General features: G+C 74.7%; 15 protein-coding genes and 1 pseudogene. 4 read left to right on the top strand and 12 right to left on the bottom strand.

Features of this window, described 5'->3' with window-relative positions:
* Positions 1-337 (top strand): annotated as a pseudogene (locus HPT28_RS22100) (hypothetical protein); the annotation flags it as partial.
* On the opposite strand, the gene HPT28_RS22095 reads toward HPT28_RS22100, so the two are convergent.
* From HPT28_RS22095 to HPT28_RS22060, 8 genes are all read right to left on the bottom strand, one after another.
* Positions 295-1122 (bottom strand): RNA methyltransferase, encoded by an 828-nt coding sequence (locus HPT28_RS22095; RefSeq protein WP_219092940.1) that lies wholly within the window; start codon positions 1120-1122, stop codon positions 295-297. The pseudogene HPT28_RS22100 and the gene HPT28_RS22095 overlap by 43 nt on opposite strands.
* The gene (gene cobA, locus HPT28_RS22090; RefSeq protein WP_219092939.1) at positions 1115-2353 is read right to left on the bottom strand and encodes a uroporphyrinogen-III C-methyltransferase; all 1239 of its coding nucleotides are present in this window, start codon (positions 2351-2353) and stop codon (positions 1115-1117) included. The genes HPT28_RS22095 and cobA overlap by 8 nt, the downstream gene beginning before the upstream one ends.
* 176 nt (positions 2354-2529) lie before the next feature.
* Positions 2530-5907 carry a nicotinate-nucleotide--dimethylbenzimidazole phosphoribosyltransferase gene (gene cobT, locus HPT28_RS22085; RefSeq protein WP_219092938.1) on the bottom strand — a complete coding sequence of 1126 codons (3378 nt, stop codon included), beginning with the start codon at positions 5905-5907 and terminating at the stop codon, positions 2530-2532.
* 233 nt (positions 5908-6140) lie between these two features.
* Positions 6141-7370: a precorrin-6y C5,15-methyltransferase (decarboxylating) subunit CbiE gene (cbiE, locus tag HPT28_RS22080; protein ID WP_219092937.1), complete on the bottom strand. Its 1230-nt coding sequence runs from the start codon at positions 7368-7370 to the stop codon at positions 6141-6143.
* 43 nt (positions 7371-7413) lie between these two features.
* Entirely contained in the window at positions 7414-8109 is a 696-nt protein-coding gene (locus HPT28_RS22075) for a GNAT family N-acetyltransferase (RefSeq protein ID WP_219092936.1), read from the bottom strand.
* 115 nt (positions 8110-8224) lie between these two features.
* Positions 8225-9076 carry a MetQ/NlpA family ABC transporter substrate-binding protein gene (locus HPT28_RS22070; RefSeq protein ID WP_219092941.1) on the bottom strand — a complete coding sequence of 284 codons (852 nt, stop codon included), beginning with the start codon at positions 9074-9076 and terminating at the stop codon, positions 8225-8227.
* Between the two features lie 91 nt (positions 9077-9167).
* Positions 9168-9839 (bottom strand): methionine ABC transporter permease, encoded by a 672-nt coding sequence (locus HPT28_RS22065; RefSeq protein ID WP_219092935.1) that lies wholly within the window; start codon positions 9837-9839, stop codon positions 9168-9170.
* The gene (locus HPT28_RS22060) at positions 9836-10921 is read right to left on the bottom strand and encodes a methionine ABC transporter ATP-binding protein (RefSeq protein WP_219092934.1); all 1086 of its coding nucleotides are present in this window, start codon (positions 10919-10921) and stop codon (positions 9836-9838) included. The genes HPT28_RS22065 and HPT28_RS22060 overlap by 4 nt, the downstream gene beginning before the upstream one ends.
* 606 nt (positions 10922-11527) lie before the next feature.
* Between HPT28_RS22060 and HPT28_RS22055 the strand changes: the two genes are divergently transcribed.
* The gene (locus HPT28_RS22055) at positions 11528-11896 is read left to right on the top strand and encodes a hypothetical protein (protein WP_219092933.1); all 369 of its coding nucleotides are present in this window, start codon (positions 11528-11530) and stop codon (positions 11894-11896) included.
* Positions 11889-12323: a hypothetical protein gene (locus HPT28_RS22050; protein ID WP_219092932.1), complete on the top strand. Its 435-nt coding sequence runs from the start codon at positions 11889-11891 to the stop codon at positions 12321-12323. Before HPT28_RS22055 ends, HPT28_RS22050 begins: the two co-directional genes overlap by 8 nt.
* A 103-nt stretch (positions 12324-12426) precedes the next feature.
* Here the strand turns inward: HPT28_RS22050 and HPT28_RS22045 are convergent, their stop codons facing one another.
* The gene (locus tag HPT28_RS22045; protein WP_374226997.1) at positions 12427-13116 is read right to left on the bottom strand and encodes a GNAT family N-acetyltransferase; all 690 of its coding nucleotides are present in this window, start codon (positions 13114-13116) and stop codon (positions 12427-12429) included.
* Between the two features lie 171 nt (positions 13117-13287).
* The gene (locus HPT28_RS22040; RefSeq protein WP_219092930.1) at positions 13288-14448 is read right to left on the bottom strand and encodes a glycerophosphodiester phosphodiesterase; all 1161 of its coding nucleotides are present in this window, start codon (positions 14446-14448) and stop codon (positions 13288-13290) included.
* Positions 14449-14714: 266 nt separating this feature from the next.
* Between HPT28_RS22040 and HPT28_RS22035 the strand changes: the two genes are divergently transcribed.
* Positions 14715-15395 (top strand): 1-acyl-sn-glycerol-3-phosphate acyltransferase, encoded by a 681-nt coding sequence (locus tag HPT28_RS22035; RefSeq protein WP_219092929.1) that lies wholly within the window; start codon positions 14715-14717, stop codon positions 15393-15395.
* Positions 15396-15407: 12 nt separating this feature from the next.
* Here the strand turns inward: HPT28_RS22035 and HPT28_RS22030 are convergent, their stop codons facing one another.
* Together HPT28_RS22030 and HPT28_RS22025 are read right to left on the bottom strand one after the other, a co-directional pair.
* Positions 15408-17027, bottom strand: coding sequence for an MFS transporter (locus HPT28_RS22030; RefSeq protein ID WP_219092928.1), 1620 nt, complete (start codon positions 17025-17027; stop codon positions 15408-15410).
* Positions 17024-17575: a TetR/AcrR family transcriptional regulator gene (locus HPT28_RS22025; RefSeq protein ID WP_219092927.1), complete on the bottom strand. Its 552-nt coding sequence runs from the start codon at positions 17573-17575 to the stop codon at positions 17024-17026. The genes HPT28_RS22030 and HPT28_RS22025 overlap by 4 nt, the downstream gene beginning before the upstream one ends.
* Between the last annotated feature and the right edge of the window lie 66 nt (positions 17576-17641).

The raw sequence follows: 17641 nt of genomic DNA, 5'->3' as shown, positions 1-17641 counted from the left end.
CCGGACGGGCGGTGAGCGGCGGCGGCCCAGCGAGGCCGGGACGGCCGGGCGCAGGACCGCGTCTCGCGGGCCCGCGCCACGCCGTCGGCCGGCCCGCAGGCCACCGCACCGTCCCGGGCCCGACCGTCGGCTCCTGCGGCAGCGGCTCGTGGTGTTCGTGACGGTGACCCTGCTGGTGGCGCTCGGGATCGCGGCGGCCCAGGGCTGTGAGGCGCCCGAGGGGCGCGCCCTGCCGCCGGCCGCGCCCACGGCGCACGCCGACACGACGGCGCCGGGCGCCGGGGAGACCTTCGCTCAGCGGCCGGGCTTCGCGCCCGGGGCCGCGGCGAGGGCGTAGAAGGCGACGGCCGCGGCGGCGCCCACGTTGAGCGAGTCGACGCCGTGCGCCATGGGGATGCGTGTCCAGGTGTCGGCTGCGCCCAGGGCGCGGCGGCTGAGCCCGGAGCCCTCGGCGCCCAGCAGAAGCGCGGCCCGCTCGGGGCGGTCGGCCACGACCTCTGCCAGGTCGACCGCCTCCGGCGCGGGCGTGAGCGCGAGCAGCCGGAAACCGGCCTCCCGTACCGCCCCCAGGCCGCCGGGCCAGGTGTCGAGCCGGGCGTAGGGGACGGCGAACACGGCACCCATCGAGACCTTGACGGAGCGCCGGTAGAGCGGATCGGCGCAGTCGGGCGAGAGCAGCACGGCGTCCATGCCGAGGGCCGCGGCGCTGCGGAAGATGGCGCCGACGTTGGTGTGGTCGTTGACGGACTCGAGGACCGCCACGCGGCGGGCGTCCCGCAGCAGGTCCTCGGGGCGGGGCAGCGGGGTGCGGGCCATGGCCGCGAGGGCGCCGCGGTGCACGTGGTAGCCGGTGACCCGCTCGGCGGTCCCGGGGTCGACGAGGTACACGGGCACGGTGGCCGCGTCGATGACGTCGCGCATCGGCTCGGCCCACTTGGCGGACAGCAGCAGCGAGCGCATCGGGTATCCGGCCTGCAGCGCCCGGCGGATGACCTTCTCGCCCTCGGCGATGAACAGCCCCTCGGCCGGTTCCCGGCGGCGGCGCAGCGCGACGTCGGTGAGGTCGGTGTAGTCGTGGAGCCGCGGGTCGGCCGGATCCGTGACGGTGACGGGCTCAGCCACGCGCCGGATCCTCGGACGAGCCGCCCGGGCCGACGCCGACGACGTCCCCGATGACGACCACGGCGGGAGGCCGGACGTCCTCCGCCCGCACCCGCTCGGCGACGGTGTCCAGGGTCGCGTCCACCCGGCGCTGGGTGGCCATCGTGCCCTCCTGCACGACGGCGACGGGGGTGTCCGCGGCCCGGCCGTGCGCGACGAGGGTGGCGGCGATGGCCCCGATGTTCTCCACGGCCATGAGCAGCACCAGCGTGCCGCGCAGCGCGGCCAGCGCGGGCCAGTCCACGAGGGAGCGCTCGTCGTCGGGCGCGACGTGGCCGCTGGCCACGGTGAACTCGTGGGCCACGCCCCGGTGCGTGACGGGGATGCCCACGGCGCCGGGCACGCTGATGGAGCTGGAGATCCCCGGCACGACGGTGACGGGCACGCCCGCACGCGTCAGCTCCTGCACCTCCTCCATGCCCCGGCCGAAGACGAACGGGTCCCCGCCCTTGAGCCGGACCACCGACTTCCCGGCCTTCGCGTACTCGACGAGCGCGTTGTTGATGGCCTCCTGCGCCATGAACCGCCCGTAGGGGATCTTGGCGGCGTCGACGATCTCGACATGCGGGGGCAGTTCGGCCAGCAGGTCGCGCGGACCGAGCCGGTCCGCGACGACGACGTCGGCCTCGGCCAGGAGCCGACGGCCGCGCACGGTGATCAGGTCCGGATCGCCGGGGCCGCCGCCGACCAGGGCGACACCCGCGGTGCGCGCGCGGTACTGGGGCGCGGCCAGGGTTCCGTCATGCAGCCCCTCGACCACGGCGTCCCGTACGGCGGCGGAGCGGCGCGGGTCGCTGCCGGTCAGCACGGCGACGGTGACGCCCTCGCTGTGGCCGGTGGCGGGCGTCCACGCGGTGGCCGCCTCGGCGTCGTCGCTGCGCACCGCCCAGACGCGGTGCGCCTCGGCCTCGGCGGAGGCGGCCTCGTTGGCCGCCGGGTCGCTGGTGGCGATCAGCGCGTACCAGGCCTCGGCCAGGTCGCCCGCGCGGTAACCGCGGCGTTCCCAGCGCAGCTCGCCGGCCTCGGCCATGGCCTCCACCGACGGGGTGACCTCGGGTGCGATGAGCTCGACGTCCGCCCCGGCGGCGACCAGCGCGGGCAGCCGACGCTGGGCGACCGTGCCGCCACCGAGAACGACCACCCGGCGGCCCTCCAACCGCAGGCCGACGGGGTAGGCGGGAGTGTCGGACATGGCGGTGCGGCTCCTCGGAGGGTGGTGCTGAGCCGCTGCGGCGATGGAGCGGCGGCGTCGATCGTCACGCTCTCGTGCCCGGCGTGACGGGGTGTGTGCGGGTGGACTGGGCGTTCACCCAGCATCGTAGACGGCGGGTGTTACAGGGGTGTGGCGTCGGCTCCGCGAGGGCCGGCTCAGTTCTTCTCCGTGACACCCGCCGCGTCGAACGTCGCGACCTCGTGCATCGCCCGGGCGGCGGACTGTACCACCGGCAGCGCGAGCAGGGCACCGGTGCCCTCCCCCAGCCGCAGGTCCAGGTCCACCAGCGGGCGCAGGCCGAGCTTGGTCAGCGCGGCCACGTGCCCCGGTTCCGCACTGCGGTGCCCGGCGATGCAGGCCGCCAGCGCCTCCGGGGCGATGGCGCGGGCCACCAGGGCGGCGGCTCCGGCGCTGACGCCGTCCAGGATCACCGGCGTACGCAGCGAGGCGCCGCCGAGGATGAGACCGACCATCGCGGCGTGCTCCAGGCCGCCCAGGGCGGCCAGGACGCCGACCGGGTCGGCCGGGTCGGGCCGGTGCAGCTCCAGGGCGCGGCGGACGACCTCCACCTTGTGGGCGTGCATGTCGTCGTTGATGCCCGTGCCCCGGCCCGTCACCTCGGAGGGGTCCGTGCCGGTGAACGCGGAGATCAGCGCCGCGGACACCGTCGTGTTCGCGATGCCCATCTCGCCCGTCAGCAGGGCCCGGTTGCCCGCCGTGACCAGGTCACGTGCGGTCTCGATGCCGATCTCGATGGCACGGACCGCCTCGGCCCGCTCCATGGCGGGGCCGACGGTGAAGTCGGCGGTGCCCGGCCGCACCTTGCGCGGCAGCAGTCCGGGCGAGGCGGGCAGCTCGGCGGCCACCCCCACGTCCACCACGCAGACCTCGGCGCCCACCTGGCCCGCGAACGCGTTGCAGACGGCGCCGCCGCCGAGGAAGTTGGCGACCATCTGCCCGGTCACCTCCTGCGGCCAGGCGGTCACGCCCTGGGCGTGCACGCCGTGGTCCCCGGCGAAGATGGCCACGGCCGCCGGCTCCGGGACGGGCGGCGGGCACTTGCGGGCCAGGCCGCTGAGCTGGGCGGAGATGATCTCCAGCATGCCCAGGGCACCGGAGGGCTTCGTCATCCGCTTCTGCCGCTCCCACGCCTCGCCGAGCGCCTTGGCGTCCAGCGGACGGATGCCGGCGAGGGTCTCGGCGAGCAGGTCGCTCGGCTCACCGCCCGGCAGGACCCGGCGGCCGTAGGACTCCTCGTGCACCACCCAGGACAGCGGACGGCGCTTGGACCAGCCGGCCTGCGCCAGCTCCGGCTCGTCCGGGAAGGCGTCCACGTAGCCGACGCACAGGTAGGCGACGACCTCCAGGTGTTCGGGCAGCCCGAGCGCGGTGACCATCTCCCGCTCGTCGAAGAAGCTGACCCAGCCCACGCCGAGCCCCTCGGCCCGGGCGGCGAGCCACAGGTTCTCCACGGCGAGCGCGGAGGAGTAGGGCGCCATCTGCGGCTGGGTGTGCCGCCCGAGGGTGTGCCGGCCCCCGCGCGTCGGGTCGGCGGTGACGACGATGTTGACCGGCGTGTCGAGGATCGCCTCGATCTTCAGTTCCTTGAACTGCTTGGCCCGCGCGCGGGGAAGCGACTTGGCGTAGGCCTCGCGCTGCCGCACGGCCAGCTCGTGCATCGCCCGCCGGGTCTCCTCGGAGCGGATGATGACGAAGTCCCAGGGCTGGGAGTGCCCGACGCTGGGTGCGGTGTGGGCGGCCTCCAACACCCGCAGCAGCACCTCGTGCGGGATCGGGTCGGGCCGGAAGCCGTTGCGGATGTCCCGGCGCTCGCGCATCACCTTGTGCAGGGCCTCGCGCTCGGCGTCCGGGTACCCGGGGGCGGGCGGGCCCTGCGGCACCGCGACGGCCTCCGGCGCGGGCTCGGCCACAGCCTCCCCCTGCGCGGCTCCGGGGCCCTCCAGCCCCATGCCCTCCTCGGGCGCGGCCTCGGCCTCGGGGGCCGACTCGGGCTCCGGGACGGCCCCGGTCTCGGGGGCCGACTCGGACTCGGGGGCCTCGGGCGCGCCCGGTGCCGCGTCCGTCACGGGCTCCGGGCCGGCCACGGGCTGGGGGGCCGGCTCCGGGGCCGGTTCGACGGCGGCACCGGGCTGCCCTGCCGGGGCCTCCACGGACTCCACCGGCACCGCGGGCTGCGGCTCTGCGGGCGCGACCGCCTCCGGGAAGGGCTCCGGGGCGTCGGGCTGCGGCGCGGCGGTCACCAGGACGGGCGCGGGCTGCGGCTCAGGCTGCCCCACCGGCTCGGCGGGGTTCTCGGAACGGGGCCCGGGCAGGGACGCAGGGGCCTCGACGGGCTGGGCGCCCTCGGCGGGAGCAGCGCCGGGCTCCGGAGCGGCTCCCTCACCGACGAGCCCGGCGGGCTCGGGCGTGGCCTCGGGGGCCGGTTCCGCCACCGGCTGGACGGCTTCCGCGACCGGCTCGGGCGTGGACTCGGGTGTCGGGGCCGGCTGCGAGGGCGCCGACGTCTGCGGCTGCTCGGCCACGGCGCCGGACTCACCGGGCTGGGGCTCGGCCGTCGGCTCGGGCCCGGCCGGCGGCATGGCGTGCGGCGCGGGCGCCTGTGCCTCGGCGGCGGGTGTCGCCTCGGCGACGGGTGCCGCGTCGGGGCCGGGGGCCCCCTCCGGGGCCGGGGCTCCCTCCGGGGCTGCGACCGCCTCGGAGGCGGGGAGCGGTTCACCGGCCGGGGCCGGACCGGACTGCGGAACGCCAGCGGACGGGTCGACCGTTTCTGCGTCTCCGGCCGACTGGCCGTCGTACGGCGCGGCCACGGGGGTGGACCAGGCACCGGGCTGGACGGGGGTCACCGGGGTCATCGGCGGCGTGGCCGACTGCTGCTCCGCCTGGCCGGGGAAACCGTCCTCGGGGGTGGCGACGGGCACCTGGCCGGTCTCGAAGTACTCGGGGCCGCCCTGCTCCGCCGGGTACGGGGCGGGCTCCGGCGCGGGGGCGGGGGCGGGCTGGACCGGACCGCCCTGGGCGGCGCCGGGCTGACCGGCCGGGGACGGGGCGGCGGAGGGCGTGGGCCCACGGTCGGCCAGGGAGCGGACGGCGCCGGACTGCTCGGGCACCGGCGGGCCGAGGTGGAGCGGGCGACGGGGTGCGGCGGCACCGGGCTGACCGGGATGCGCGGTGTGGCCGGTGTCCTGGCCGGACTCGCGGACGGCCCCGTACTCGTGGAACCCGGAGTCACGGCCGTCGGTCTCGTGCGGGCCCGGGAGGGGGCCGGCCGCGGTTCCCGGCTGGCCCGTTGCGTGGTGGCCCGTCTCGTGGTGGCCCGTCTCGTGGTGGGCTGCCTCGTTCCACGCTCCCTGTGCGCCGGGCATCAGCAGCATGTCGTCCTCGTAGCCGGGCGCACCGCCCTGGGCCGGGTCCGCGAAGGTGTACGTGCCGGAGGCCGGTGTGCCCGTCTGCTCCGGCAGTGCGCCTGCGTTCTCCGGCAGCCCCTCACCCGGGACCTGGCCGGTGTCGGTCATGCGTACCCCTCGCCATCGGTAGTGCTCCGTCGAGTCCCGTGGGACTCCCCCGCCTGGAGAACGAGCATGCGCCCCGCGCGGCACGTCTCCTGCCCCGCCATCCCGTACATAGCCGAACAAAGCGTCAACTCTGGGTGACGGAACAACGGTCGTTCAGCCTACCGGTCCCGGCCGGTCCGCCCGGCCCGGGGTGTACGACTGACCCCGGTTGGTCACGGTTGTTCCGCGACAGATCACATCCGGGTTCCGGAGAGCAGGAAAACGACGGTGCGGTCCCGTTCCGACCAGGTCTTCGTGTCCAGTTCCAGGGTCTGGAGCAGAGCGCACTCGACCGCGTACCCCGCCGCGGCCAGCACCCGGCCGAGGGCCTCCGCCTCGTCCCGGGTGGTGGCGTGGGTGACGAGGCGCTCGGGTCGCCGCTCGGCGCAGGCCGTCACGGTGCGCAGCCCGCCGCCCCCGATCCGGACCAGATCGGGTTCCGGCAGGTCCTGGAGGATCTGCGGGGCGCCGCCGCGCACCATCTGGAGCTGGACGCCCAGCCGTCGTGCCGCCGCGGTGGTGAGGGCGCAGGCCTCGGCGTTGCGGTCGACGGCGAGGACGGCGGCGCCGAAACCGGCGGCCTCGACGGCGAACGAGCCGCCGCCGGCGCCGATGTCCCACACCAGGTCGCCGGTGCGGGGGCCCAGGCGTGCCAGCTGGGCGGCCCGCAGGGTGGCCGACTCTCCGGTGGTGAGCCGGGCTTCGGGCGTGCCGTGGGCGGGGCCGGGCAGTGCCCAGCCGCGGGTCGTCCGCGGCTGGCCGAGGTCCTGGCCGGCGAGCCAGCCGCCGCCCGGGGCGGCGCCGGCCCCGGCGGCGGCGCCGTGCCCGCCGACGACGATGACGACGTTGGGGTCGCGCCACACGTGGTCGGCGGCCTTGTCGGAGGTCAGGACCGTCATCCGCTCCCGGGCCGTGCCCAGTTCCTCGCAGATGACGAAGGTGCGATGCACGTCGCCGAGGAGCAGGGCGAGCTCGGCGGGTCCGGCTCCGGGCGAGGTGAGGACGCCGACCTTGGGGTGGGCGCGGCAGACGTTGACGGCCCGGCGCAGGGTGCGGCGGTTGGCGACGACGAGCTGGGCGTCGTCCCAGGGCATCCCGGCGCGGGCGAAGGCGGTGGCGACGGCGGAGACGGCGGGGACGACCTCCACTTCCAGCCCGTGTTCGGGGGCGCGCAGTGCGCGGACGACGCCGAAGAGGCCGGGGTCGCCGTCGGCCAGGACGACGGCCGTGCCGCGGTGCTGGGCGATGCGCCGGGCGGCGAGGGCGATGCTGCCGAGGCGGACGTGCTCGGCGCCGGCGGGGACGTCGGGGAGGGTCAGGTGGTGGGCCGCGCCCGCGACCAGGGTGGCGGCGCGGAGCGCGGATCGGGCCGCACCGTCCAGGGGCGAACCGTCCCAGCCGATCACGGTGACACGGTCGGCCATCGGCGGGGCCTCCTGGGGGTCGCTGTGACGGGCGCCAGTGAGGTTACCCGAGCGGCCCGTGGGCCTTCGCGGGGGTGCGTTCCACGACGGTCGGCGGCTCGTCGGGCGTCTCGTCGAGGTCCTCGGGCAGGAGGCTCCAGACGATGAGGTCGGTGCGGACGTCGGTCCACTCCTCCGCCGCGGTGGAGGAGGCTGACGTGGCCGGGGGCGCCGGCGGTCCGTGCTCCTCGGTGCGTACGCGGGTGGTACCCGCGCTGCGCAGGACGCCCTCGCTGATGCAGCCGACCTTCTGCGCGACCTGCTGGGCGGCGGTGTTGTCCGCGGCGGTGCGCAGTTCGAGGCGCGCGAAGCCCTGGTCGCGGAAGAGCCAGGTGGAGACGGCGAGCAGCGTCTCGGCGGCGTAGCCCTCGCCCCGGGCCCAGGGCGCGACGACGTAGCACGCCTCGGTGGCCGCCGTCCGCCAGTCGGTGCGGCGCAGTTCCACGCTGCCCACGAGACGACCGGTGAGGAACTCCGTGACGGCCAGGGCGATGCCGCCGCCGTCGGTGCGCCGCCGCGGAGCCTGCCGGGTGACCCATTCCCGGGCGTCGGCCCGCGTGTAGGGGTGCGGGGCGTCCGTCCAGGCGGTGACGAGTTCGTCGTTCATCATGTCCGTGAGCGCCGGGATGTCCGCTTCCTCGAACGGCCGCAGCACGAGTCGATCCGTACTGATGGAGATGTCCGGGAATCTGGAAGTCATGCGCCGCTCCGTGCCGATGGGGTCGTCTGCACAGCATGCAGCATGTGGTCGGACGCTCACAGCGCCGGGCCCGGGCGGGCGGGCCCGGCGCCGTGCGACGGGTGCGGGGAGGGGGTCAGTCGCGCGGGGCGCCGAAGGCGGGGACGACGGAGCCCTGGTACTCGTCCTCGATGAACGCCCTGACCTCGGCGGAGTTGAGGAGCTCGGCGAGCTTCCCGATCCGCGGGTCATCCTCGTCGCCCTCCTTGACCGCGAGGAAGTTGGCGTACGGGTTGCCCTCGGCCGCCTCGCGGGCGAAGGCGTCCTTCTCGGGGTTGAGCCCGGCCTCGATGGCGTAGTTGCCGTTGATGACGGCGGCGTCCACCTCGCCGAGGGCCCGCGGCAGCGTCGCGGCCTCCAGTTCCTTGAACGTCAGGCCCTTGCGGTCGGCGATGTCGGCCAGGGTGGCGTCCTGGCCCGCGCCGTCCTTCAGCTCGATCAGCGCGTGGGTGTCGAGGAGCTTCAGGGCCCGGCCGCCGTTGGTCGTGTCGTTGGGGATGGCGACGGTGTCGCCGGGGCCGATGTCGGCCAGGGCCCGCGCCGACTCGGAGTAGAGGCCGAGCGGTTCGAGGTGGACGTCGACGACGGGGACGATGTGGGTGCCGTTCTTGGCGTTGAAGTCGTCCAGGTAGGGGCGGTGCTGGAAGTAGTTGGCGTCGACGTCGCCGCTCTCGGTGGCGGTGTTGGGCAGGACGTAGTCGTTGAAGACCTTGACGTCCAGGTCGAGGCCCGCCTCCTCCGCCAGGTTGTCCCGGACGTACTCCAGGATCTCGGCGTGCGGGGTCGCGGACGCGGCGACGGTGAGGGCGGCGTCGCCGCCGTCGGAGCCGGACGGCTTCGGGTCGGAGGCGGTGCCGCAGGCGGTGAGGCCGAGCGTGAGGGCCGCGGTGGCCGCGAGGGCGGCGGTGAGCGTGGTGGTGCGCACGATGAGTGCTCTCCTTTGGTGGTGTCTGCCCGACGAAGAGTTCGGGCTTCCTTGTTTCTGCGGGGTGTGGTCCGGGGGCGCGTCGTGCGCCGGTTCAGTCGGCGGGGCGCTCGCGCCGTCCGAGGAGGCGGACGGCTGCGTCGCCGAGGAGCTGAACGAGCGTCACGAGCACGATGAGCACGGCGACGGTGACGAGCATCAGCGTTGTCTCGAAACGCTGGTAGCCGTAGGTGTGGGCAAGGTCGCCGAGCCCGCCGGCGCCGACGACGCCGGCCATCGCCGAGTAGCCGACGAGCACGATGACGGTGGTGGTGAGGCCGGCCACGAGCGAGGGCAGCGCCTGCGGCAGCAGCACCTTGAAGACGACGGTGCGGGTGCCGCCGCCCATGGCCTGTGCCGCTTCCACCAGGCCGTGGTCGACCTCGCGCAGCGCGGTCTCGACGAGTCGCGCGAAGAAGGGGACGGCGCCGACCGCGAGGGGCACGACGGCCGCCGTCGGCCCGATGAAGGTGCCGACGACCGCGCTGGTGAACGGGATCAGGGCGACGAGCAGGATGACGAACGGCAACGACCGCCCGACGTTGACGACGGCCCCGACGACGCGGTTCACCGCGAGGTTGCGCAGCATCCCGCCCCGGTCGGTGAGGACGAGCAGCACGCCGAGCGGCACGCCCCCGAGCGCGGCGACCAGCGTGGACCAGCCGACCATGTACAGCGTGTCGACGCACGCCTGGGTGAGCAGCGGCTGCATCTCGGTCCAGGTCATCGGATGCCCTCCGGGGTCGGTGCGGCCTGGTCGGCACGGGGCTCGGTGGCGTCGGGCGGGAGCGCGGCGCCGCCCGTCCCGGTGACGACGTCGACGGCGAGGCCCTGCTCGCGCAGGAAGCCGATGGGGACGACGTTGTCGGCGAACGGGCCGGGCAGTTCGATGCGCATGCGGCCGACCTGCGCCGTGCCGACGGCGTCCATGGCGGCGCCGAGGATCGAGACGTCGATGGCGTAGGTGCGGGCGAGCTGGGAGATCACCGGACGTCCGGTGGCCGCGCCGTGGAAGGTGATGTCGACGACGGTGCGGTCCGTGGCGTCCGGGACGGGCCCGCCGACGGGGAACAGCGTGGCGGCCAGCTCGGAGCCGGGGGTGGCGAGCAGCTCGGGGACGGTGCCGGACTCCACGATCCGGCCCGCGCGCATGAGCGCGGCGGAGTCGCACACCGTCTTCACGACGTCCATCTCGTGGGTGATGAGCAGAACGGTCAGGCCGAGCTGCCGGTTGAGGTCGCGCAGCAGCTCCAGCACCGAGCGGGTGGTGTCCGGGTCGAGGGCGGAGGTGGCCTCGTCGGAGAGCAGCACCTTCGGGTCACCCGCGAGGGCGCGCGCGATGCCGACCCGCTGCTTCTGCCCGCCGGAGAGCTGTGCGGGGTAGGCACGGGCGCGGTCGGCGAGCCCGACGACGTCCAGGAGGTCGAGGGCCTTGCGGCGGCGCTCGGCCCGGGTGACGCCGAGGATCTCCAGGGGCAGTTCGACGTTGCCCTGCACGGTGCGCGAGGAGAGGAGGTTGAAGTGCTGGAAGACCATGCCGATGCGGGTCCGGGCGGCGCGCAGGGCAGCCGGTGGCCGCGGACCGCGGCCGGCGAGGGCGGTCAGCTCCACACCGTCGACGGTCACCGTGCCCGAGGTGGGCGTCTCCAGCAGGTTGACGCAGCGGATGAGGGAGGACTTGCCGGCGCCGCTCTGGCCGATGACGCCGTAGACCTCGCCCTCCTTGACCCGCAGGTTCACCCGGTCCAGGGCGGTGACCTCGCGGTCGGCTGTGCGGTAGACCTTCGTCAGGTCCGTGGTGGTGATCACTGGGTTTCCGTCACTGTCGGGCACGCGGCGCCCTCGTGGGGCGGCGTGCGGGGGTGTGTCGGGATGGCTGACGGGCGGCGCGGCCGACGTCGGCACCGGCGGGGTGCTGTGCGCACGTCGGGGTGCGGCGGGGTCAGTCGGCGCGGGGCGCTGGCTCGCTTCGGGGCGCGAGGCTGCTCGGGCGGGGGCCCTCAGCGGTCACACATTCGACGCATGCAGCAGCCACCGGGCAGGGAGTTCGCCTCGGTGACGTGAAGGGGGCTGCGCGTCGTGCTCATGGGGGCAAGTAGAGCAGACCGACCCCGGCGCGTCCCAATCCCGGAGACGGAAGTCCGGATAATGGACGTCCGGCCGGTGGGCGCAGCCGCCCGGTCCTTCGCCCCACTCCCCCGGTGGAATCTCGCTGACCTGCGACGATACGAGTCCCGGCGAACGGTGGGGCGCAGCGGGCCGCAGCTCTCCGGGCCTGCGGGCTGTGGCCAAGGCCACCCGGTCCGCGGCCGACGCCGCCGGGCACGGCCGGGTGCGGCCGAGCCCGGCGGCCGGCGTCGGGCACGGGCCCACCCGGAACCGGCCGGGGTCGTCCGGCGCAGTAAAGTCGCTGCCATGTTCACCCCCCTGACGGTCGCGGTCGCCGTGACCGCGCTCGCGCTGGCCGCCTGGTGCGGCCACGCGGCCTACCGGGACCAGCCCACCAAGGACTGGCACTTCATCGGCATGGCCCTCGTCACCGTGCTCGCCCTCGCGCAGCTCGTCGTCGGGGTCGTCGAACTGGCCGGGGGCGGGGAACCGGACGAGGGCTCGGTCGTCTTCGTCTCGTATCTGCTCGGCTGCGCCTGTGCGATTCCGGCCGTGGCGTTCCTCTCGCTCTCCGAGCGCACGCGCTGGGGTTCGGCGACGGTCGCGGCGGGAGCGGTGGTGCTGGCCGTGCTCGAGGTTCGGCTCTACGACATCTGGGGAGGCGGCGGTGGCTGACGCGCCGACGCGCAGGGCGCCCGGGGCGGCGCCACCGAGCGGCGGCATCGGCTCCGGGCCGGGACGGCTGCTGGTAACCCTCTACATCGTGTTCACGGTGGGGGCGGCCTCGCGATCGGCCTACCAGATCGCGACCCGCTTCGACGAGGCTCCGCTGCCCTACACGCTCTCGGCGGTGGCCGCCCTCGTCTACGCGGCCATCACCGTCGCCCTCCTCCGCGGAGGAGAGACGGCACGCCGGACGGCGCTGGCCGGCTGTGTCGCCGAGCTGGCCGGGGTGCTCGTCGTCGGCACCTGGTCCGTCTTCGATCCCGGGGCCTTCCCCGACACGACGGTGTGGTCGGCCTACGGCATGGGGTACCTGTTCATTCCGCTCGGCCTGCCCGTCGTCGGGCTGTGGTGGCTGCGGCGGTCCCGCGGAGCGTGAGGGGCCCCGGGACCGCGCCCGGAATCCGTGGACGGCCCCGCGCTCCCGCCCGGGGCCGTCCACGGATTCCGGCGCACCCGCTGACGGGCGCGCCGACCGGCGGTCAGGCGCTGGTGGCGTACTCCTGCGCCACCGCGGCCTTCTCCAGGGTGATGAGGCTCAGCTTGGGCGACACGCGCTCGGTGGCCGAGGCGACGTAGCCGCAGCGCCGGTACAGCCGCAGGTTCCCCTCGCTGCGGTGGCCGGTGAACAGCCGGAACCGGCGGGCGCCCTGTCCTGCCGCGAGCCGGGTCTCCAGCTCGGCCAGGAGCCGGCCGCCGAGCCCGTGGCGCTGGAGCCGCGGGTGGACGATGAGCTTGTTGATGTGGGCCGTGCCGTCGCCGTCCACGGTCCCGCGGACGGAGCCGACGACCTCGTCGCCGAGCCGGGCCACGAGGACGACGCCGTCGGACAGTTCCGCGCGCAGGGCCTCCAGGGTCTGGGTCAACGGCTCGATGCCCCAGTCCCGGTAGAGCTCGGCCTCGCTCTGGTAGCACAGGTACTGGAGCTTGAGGATCTGCTCCGTGTCCTGGGCGGTCGCCGCAGAGATGGTCACGCTCATGGCCATGTGCGCACGCCTCTTTCTGGTGTCTCGCGCCCGCCGCGCCGGGGAGTGAGGGTCGCGCGGACGGGCTTGGCTGCCCTGGTGACGCCGGTTGTCTTTCGCACCCTTCCCCCGTGTGCGGGGTTTCCAACCTCCGTCGAGAGCATTCTGCGCAGAGATCGCAGGCCGCGGGAACGCGACAGCCCCCAACCAGCCTGTGAGATTCCCAACCCGCCTGCGATTCCCCGGTTCGGCGGGCGGTTCCCCTCAGCCTTCCGGGGCCTCCCGTCAGCCGCGTGACCAGGGGTTCGAACGCGGCCGCCCGGTGGGGCGGGCATCCCACCGGGCGGCCGCGGGGCCGGTTTCACGGGCGGACGCGCTTCACCCCTGGGTGCGACGGAAGTCGGCCGCCGCGAGCAGCGCGGTGTCGGGGTGGTCGGTGAAGATGCCGTCGATGCCGGTACCGAAGTAGGTGCGCAGCGCGGCGAAGGCGTCGCCGTGGGCGTTCGGGTCCGAGCCGCGCCGGAAGTCGGTCGGCAGGAAGGCGTTCTCGTTGCGCATGGTGTACGGGTGCAGCACCAGACCGCGGGCGTGGGCGTCCTCGACAAGCGTGGTCGGCTCACCGAGGCTGCCGTCGGAGCGCTTGGGGAGGATCAGGTCCATCAGCGGGCCGATGCCCCGCGCGAAGGAGGCGATCCAGTCGAGGCCCTCCGGCGAGACGAGGTCGGCCGTGGTCCTGGGGTCGCCCGCCTCGGTGAAGTCCCAGGGGCGGTAGTCCTCCTTCCACAGCAGCACCACGCCGGGGGTGTCCACGAGCCGGGCCAGGCGCTGGACGCTGCTCGGTTCGAAGGACTGCAGGAAGACCGGCGCGTTGCGGCGGTGCAGCCCGTGCGCGCGCAGCAGCCGGGCGAGCGGCTCCTCCAGGCCGAGCCCGAGGCCGCGGAAGTAGCTCGGGTGCTTGGTCTCCACGTGGAGCCAGACGGTGCGCCCGCGGCGCCGGCCCTCGGTGCGGGCCCAGTCGAGGACCTCGGCGAAGGTCGGCACGGTCCAGCGGCCGTCGTAGAGGGTGTTGTTCGGCCGCTGGGCGGGGATGCGTTCGGTGGCGCGCAGGGTCTTCAGCTCCCGGAGGGTGAAGTCCTCGGTGAACCAGCCGGTGATGGAGCCGCCGTCGACCGTCTTGGTGGTCTTGCGGTCGGCGAACTCCGGGTGGTCGGCGACGTCGGTGGTACCGCCGATCTCGTTCTCGTGGCGGCACACGAGATGGCCGTCCTTGGTGGGCACGAGATCCTGCTCGATCACGTCCGCACCCATGTCCAGGGCCAGCTCGTAGGCGCCGAAGGTGTGTTCGGGGCGGTAGCCGCTGGCGCCGCGGTGGGCGATGACGGCGGGAACGGGCAGCCGGTGGCCGCCGGGACGTCGGCCACCGCGCGCGGGCGCGGCGGCCTGGGCGCTGCCGGACGCGCCCAGGGCGACGGCTCCGGCCGCCCCCAGCACGGTCGCCCCGAGGACGGCTCTGCGCCCGGGCTGCTGCAGGTGTTCCATGGACCCTCCCAGAGGTGGTGCGGGAGCGGACACGGCGAAACCGCCTCCCGCGTGGCGGATGACGGGCGAAGCCTAGGCGCGGGCCGCTGTCCGTCGGGAGACGGGGTCCGGAACAGGAGGCGAACACCGGCCGGGGAGCCACGCGGGGGAACCACCGTCACCCGGTGCGTGGTTACCCGGTGGTTCGTGGGTACGTCCGACCCGAGTAAGGTCGTGTCCGCGCCCGGTGGCGCCGACTGAAACCACTACCGGAGGCTGAATCCGCGATGCGCCGTTTCCTGCTGATCAAGGCGGTACTCGGCCCGGCCCTGCGCCTGCTCTTCCGCCCGCGTATCGAGGGAGCGGGGCACGTCCCCGCACAGGGTCCGGTGATCCTCGCCGGCAACCACCTCACCTTCATCGACTCGATGGTTCTGCCGCTGGTGACCGACCGGCAGGTGTTCTTCATCGGCAAGGACGAGTACGTCACCGGCACCAGCCTCAAGGGGCGCCTGATGGCGTGGTTCTTCACGGGCTGCGGCATGATCCCCGTGGACCGGGACGGCGGCCACGGCGGCGTCGCCGCGCTCATGACCGGGCGCCGGGTGCTGGAGGAGGGGAAGGTCTTCGGCATCTACCCCGAGGGCACCCGCTCCCCCGACGGCCGGCTCTACCGCGGCCGCACGGGGATCGCCCGGCTCGCCCTGATGACGGGCGCCCCGGTGGTGCCGTTCGCGATGATCGGTACCGACCGGGTGCAGCCGGGCGGGCGGGGCCTGCCCAGGCTGCGCCCCGGCCTGCGCATCACCGTGCGCTTCGGCGAGCCGCTGGACTTCTCCCGGTACGAGGGCATGGACCGGGACCGCTATGTGCTGCGCGCGGTGACGGACGAGGTCATGAGCGAGGTCATGCGGCTGTCCGGTCAGGAGTACGTGGACATGTACGCGACCAAGGCGAAGGCGGCCTGAGCTCCTTCGCGTTCATCCGGCCGACTCGGCCTCCGGCACGGCCCCCGGCTTCTCCGCAGACTCTTCCTCCAGGCCCTCCGGGCCCTCCGGATCCTCACCCAGCCGCTGGCCGCGCAGCAGCCAGCCGGCGAGGGCCGCGGCCGTCAGCAGCGCCACGGAACCGGCCCCGGCGGCGGTCCGCAGCCCCTCGGTGAAGCTCTCCCGGGCCGCCGCGAGCAGCTCACCGCCCAGGGGGTCGGGGAGGGCCCCGGCCGTCTCCACGGCCGCCCCCAGGGACTCCCGCGCGTCCGCCGCCTGGCCCGCCCCGACGCCCTCGGGAACGGCGAAGCCGCGGTAGAAACCGGTCACGATGGACCCGAGCAGCGCGATGCCCAGGGCCGACCCGAGCTCGTAGGCGGTCTCGGAGACGGCCGAGGCGGCGCCCGCCTGCTCCCCGGGCACGCTGGAGAGGATCACGTCGGCCGTGACGGTGAAGGAGAGCCCCGCCCCGAGGCCCACGACGAGCAGAATGGGGCCGAGCAGCCGGTAGTCGGTGCTCGCGTCCAGCCACACGCAGGCCCCGAGGGCCAGCCCGACGGCGGCGAGCCCCCAGCTCACGGCGGCCTGCACCGAGGTACGGCGGGCGACGTGCCCGGCCACCAGCCCGGAGACCACCGCGCCCAGCGCGGCGGGCAGTTGGGCCAGCCCCGCCTCCAGCGGCGAGCGGCCCTGCACCATCTGCAGGAACTGCGACAGGAAGAAGACCATCCCCGCCAGGCCGAGGATCGTCAGCAGGTCGGCCAGGACCGCGCCGGACAGACCGCGGCTCCGGAACAGCCGCATGTCCAGCAGCGGCGACGGCAGCCGGAGCTGCCGCCGGACGAAGGCGGCCAGCGCCAGGGCGCCCAGTGCCCCGGCGAGGCAGGCGTCCCAGCGGAGGCCGTGGGTGGCGGCCTCCTTGACGGCGTAGACGACGCCGATGATGCCCACCATGGACAGCCCCACGCTGGGCAGGTCCCAGGGGCCGGGGTTCGGATCGCGGGACTCGGGCAGCACCCTCGCCCCGACGAGGACGAGGACCGCCATCACTGGCAGGTTGATGAGGAACACCGAGCCCCACCAGAAGTGCTCCAGCAGGAAACCCCCGGCCACCGGCCCGACGGCCGCCCCGGCCGAGGCCATGGCACCCCAGATGCCCACGGCCAGGCTGCGCTCGCGCGGGTCGTGGAACAGGTTGCGGATGAGGGCGAGCGTGGCGGGCATCAGCGTGGCTCCGGCCACGCCGAGCAGGGCGCGCCAGAGGATCATGGCCTCCGGGCTGTGCGCGTAGGCGGTCAGCACCGACACCGCGCCGAACACGGTGGCGCCGGAGAGCAGCAGCCGCTTGCGGCCGATCCGGTCGCCGAGGCTGCCCATGGAGACCAGCAGTCCGGCGATGACGAACGAGTAGACGTCGCCTATCCACAGCAGCTGCGTCCCGGTCGGGCGGAGGTCCTCGCTCAGGAAGGGCGTGGCCAGCCCCAGCACGGTGGCGTCGATGCCGACGAGCAGCACGGCCAGGGCGAGGACGGCGAGGGCGAGCCAGCGCCGGGCGCCCGCCCGTGCGGTCCCGGCGGCCGGTGCGCGACGGCCGGGTGCGGCCTGTGACGTCATCGGGGGTTCCTCTCCAGTGCTCCGCCGAGCAGCAGCTCGGCCACCATGTGCGGGGCGTCCTTCGGGGCGAGCCGGCCGTCCTGCACGCTCCAGCCGGAGGCGGCGATCAGGGCGTAGAGCGCGTCGATGAGCCAGGCCGGCGACAGGTCCCGGCGGAAGACGCCCTCGGCCTGTCCGCGCCGCACGAGGGCGCCGACGCGCTCGTCGATGCGGGCCCAGCCGGCGTCCATGTGGTCGGTGGCGTAGAGCTGGTTCTCGCCGTAGAGGAAGGCCAGGAACCCGGCGACGGGCATGGCCTCGGCGAGCAGGCGGCGCAGCGCCTCGGTGGGGTCGCCCTCGTCGATCCGGGCGGTGTCGAGGCCCTCCTCGATCTGCCGGATGCCGAGCTCGCCCAGGGCCAGGACGAGGGCGTCACGCCCGGCGAAGTGCCGGTGCAGCGTGGCACGGCTGACTCCGGCCGCCCTGGCGATCTCGTCCATGGACGCCGTGGTGCGCCGCGACAGCAGGTCGGCGGCGGCCCTGAGGAGGTGTTCACGATGCACAGCCATGAGACGATGATAGTCCAGATGAGACATTCATGTCTCATCTGGAACGCACTCGTCTCCTGCTCCGGG

Source organism: Streptomyces sp. JJ38 (genome assembly GCF_019303475.1).
Lineage (GTDB): Bacteria > Actinomycetota > Actinomycetes > Streptomycetales > Streptomycetaceae > Streptomyces.
Note: the sequence above shows the minus strand (reverse complement) of the source record. Positions and strands in the feature narration are given on the sequence as shown.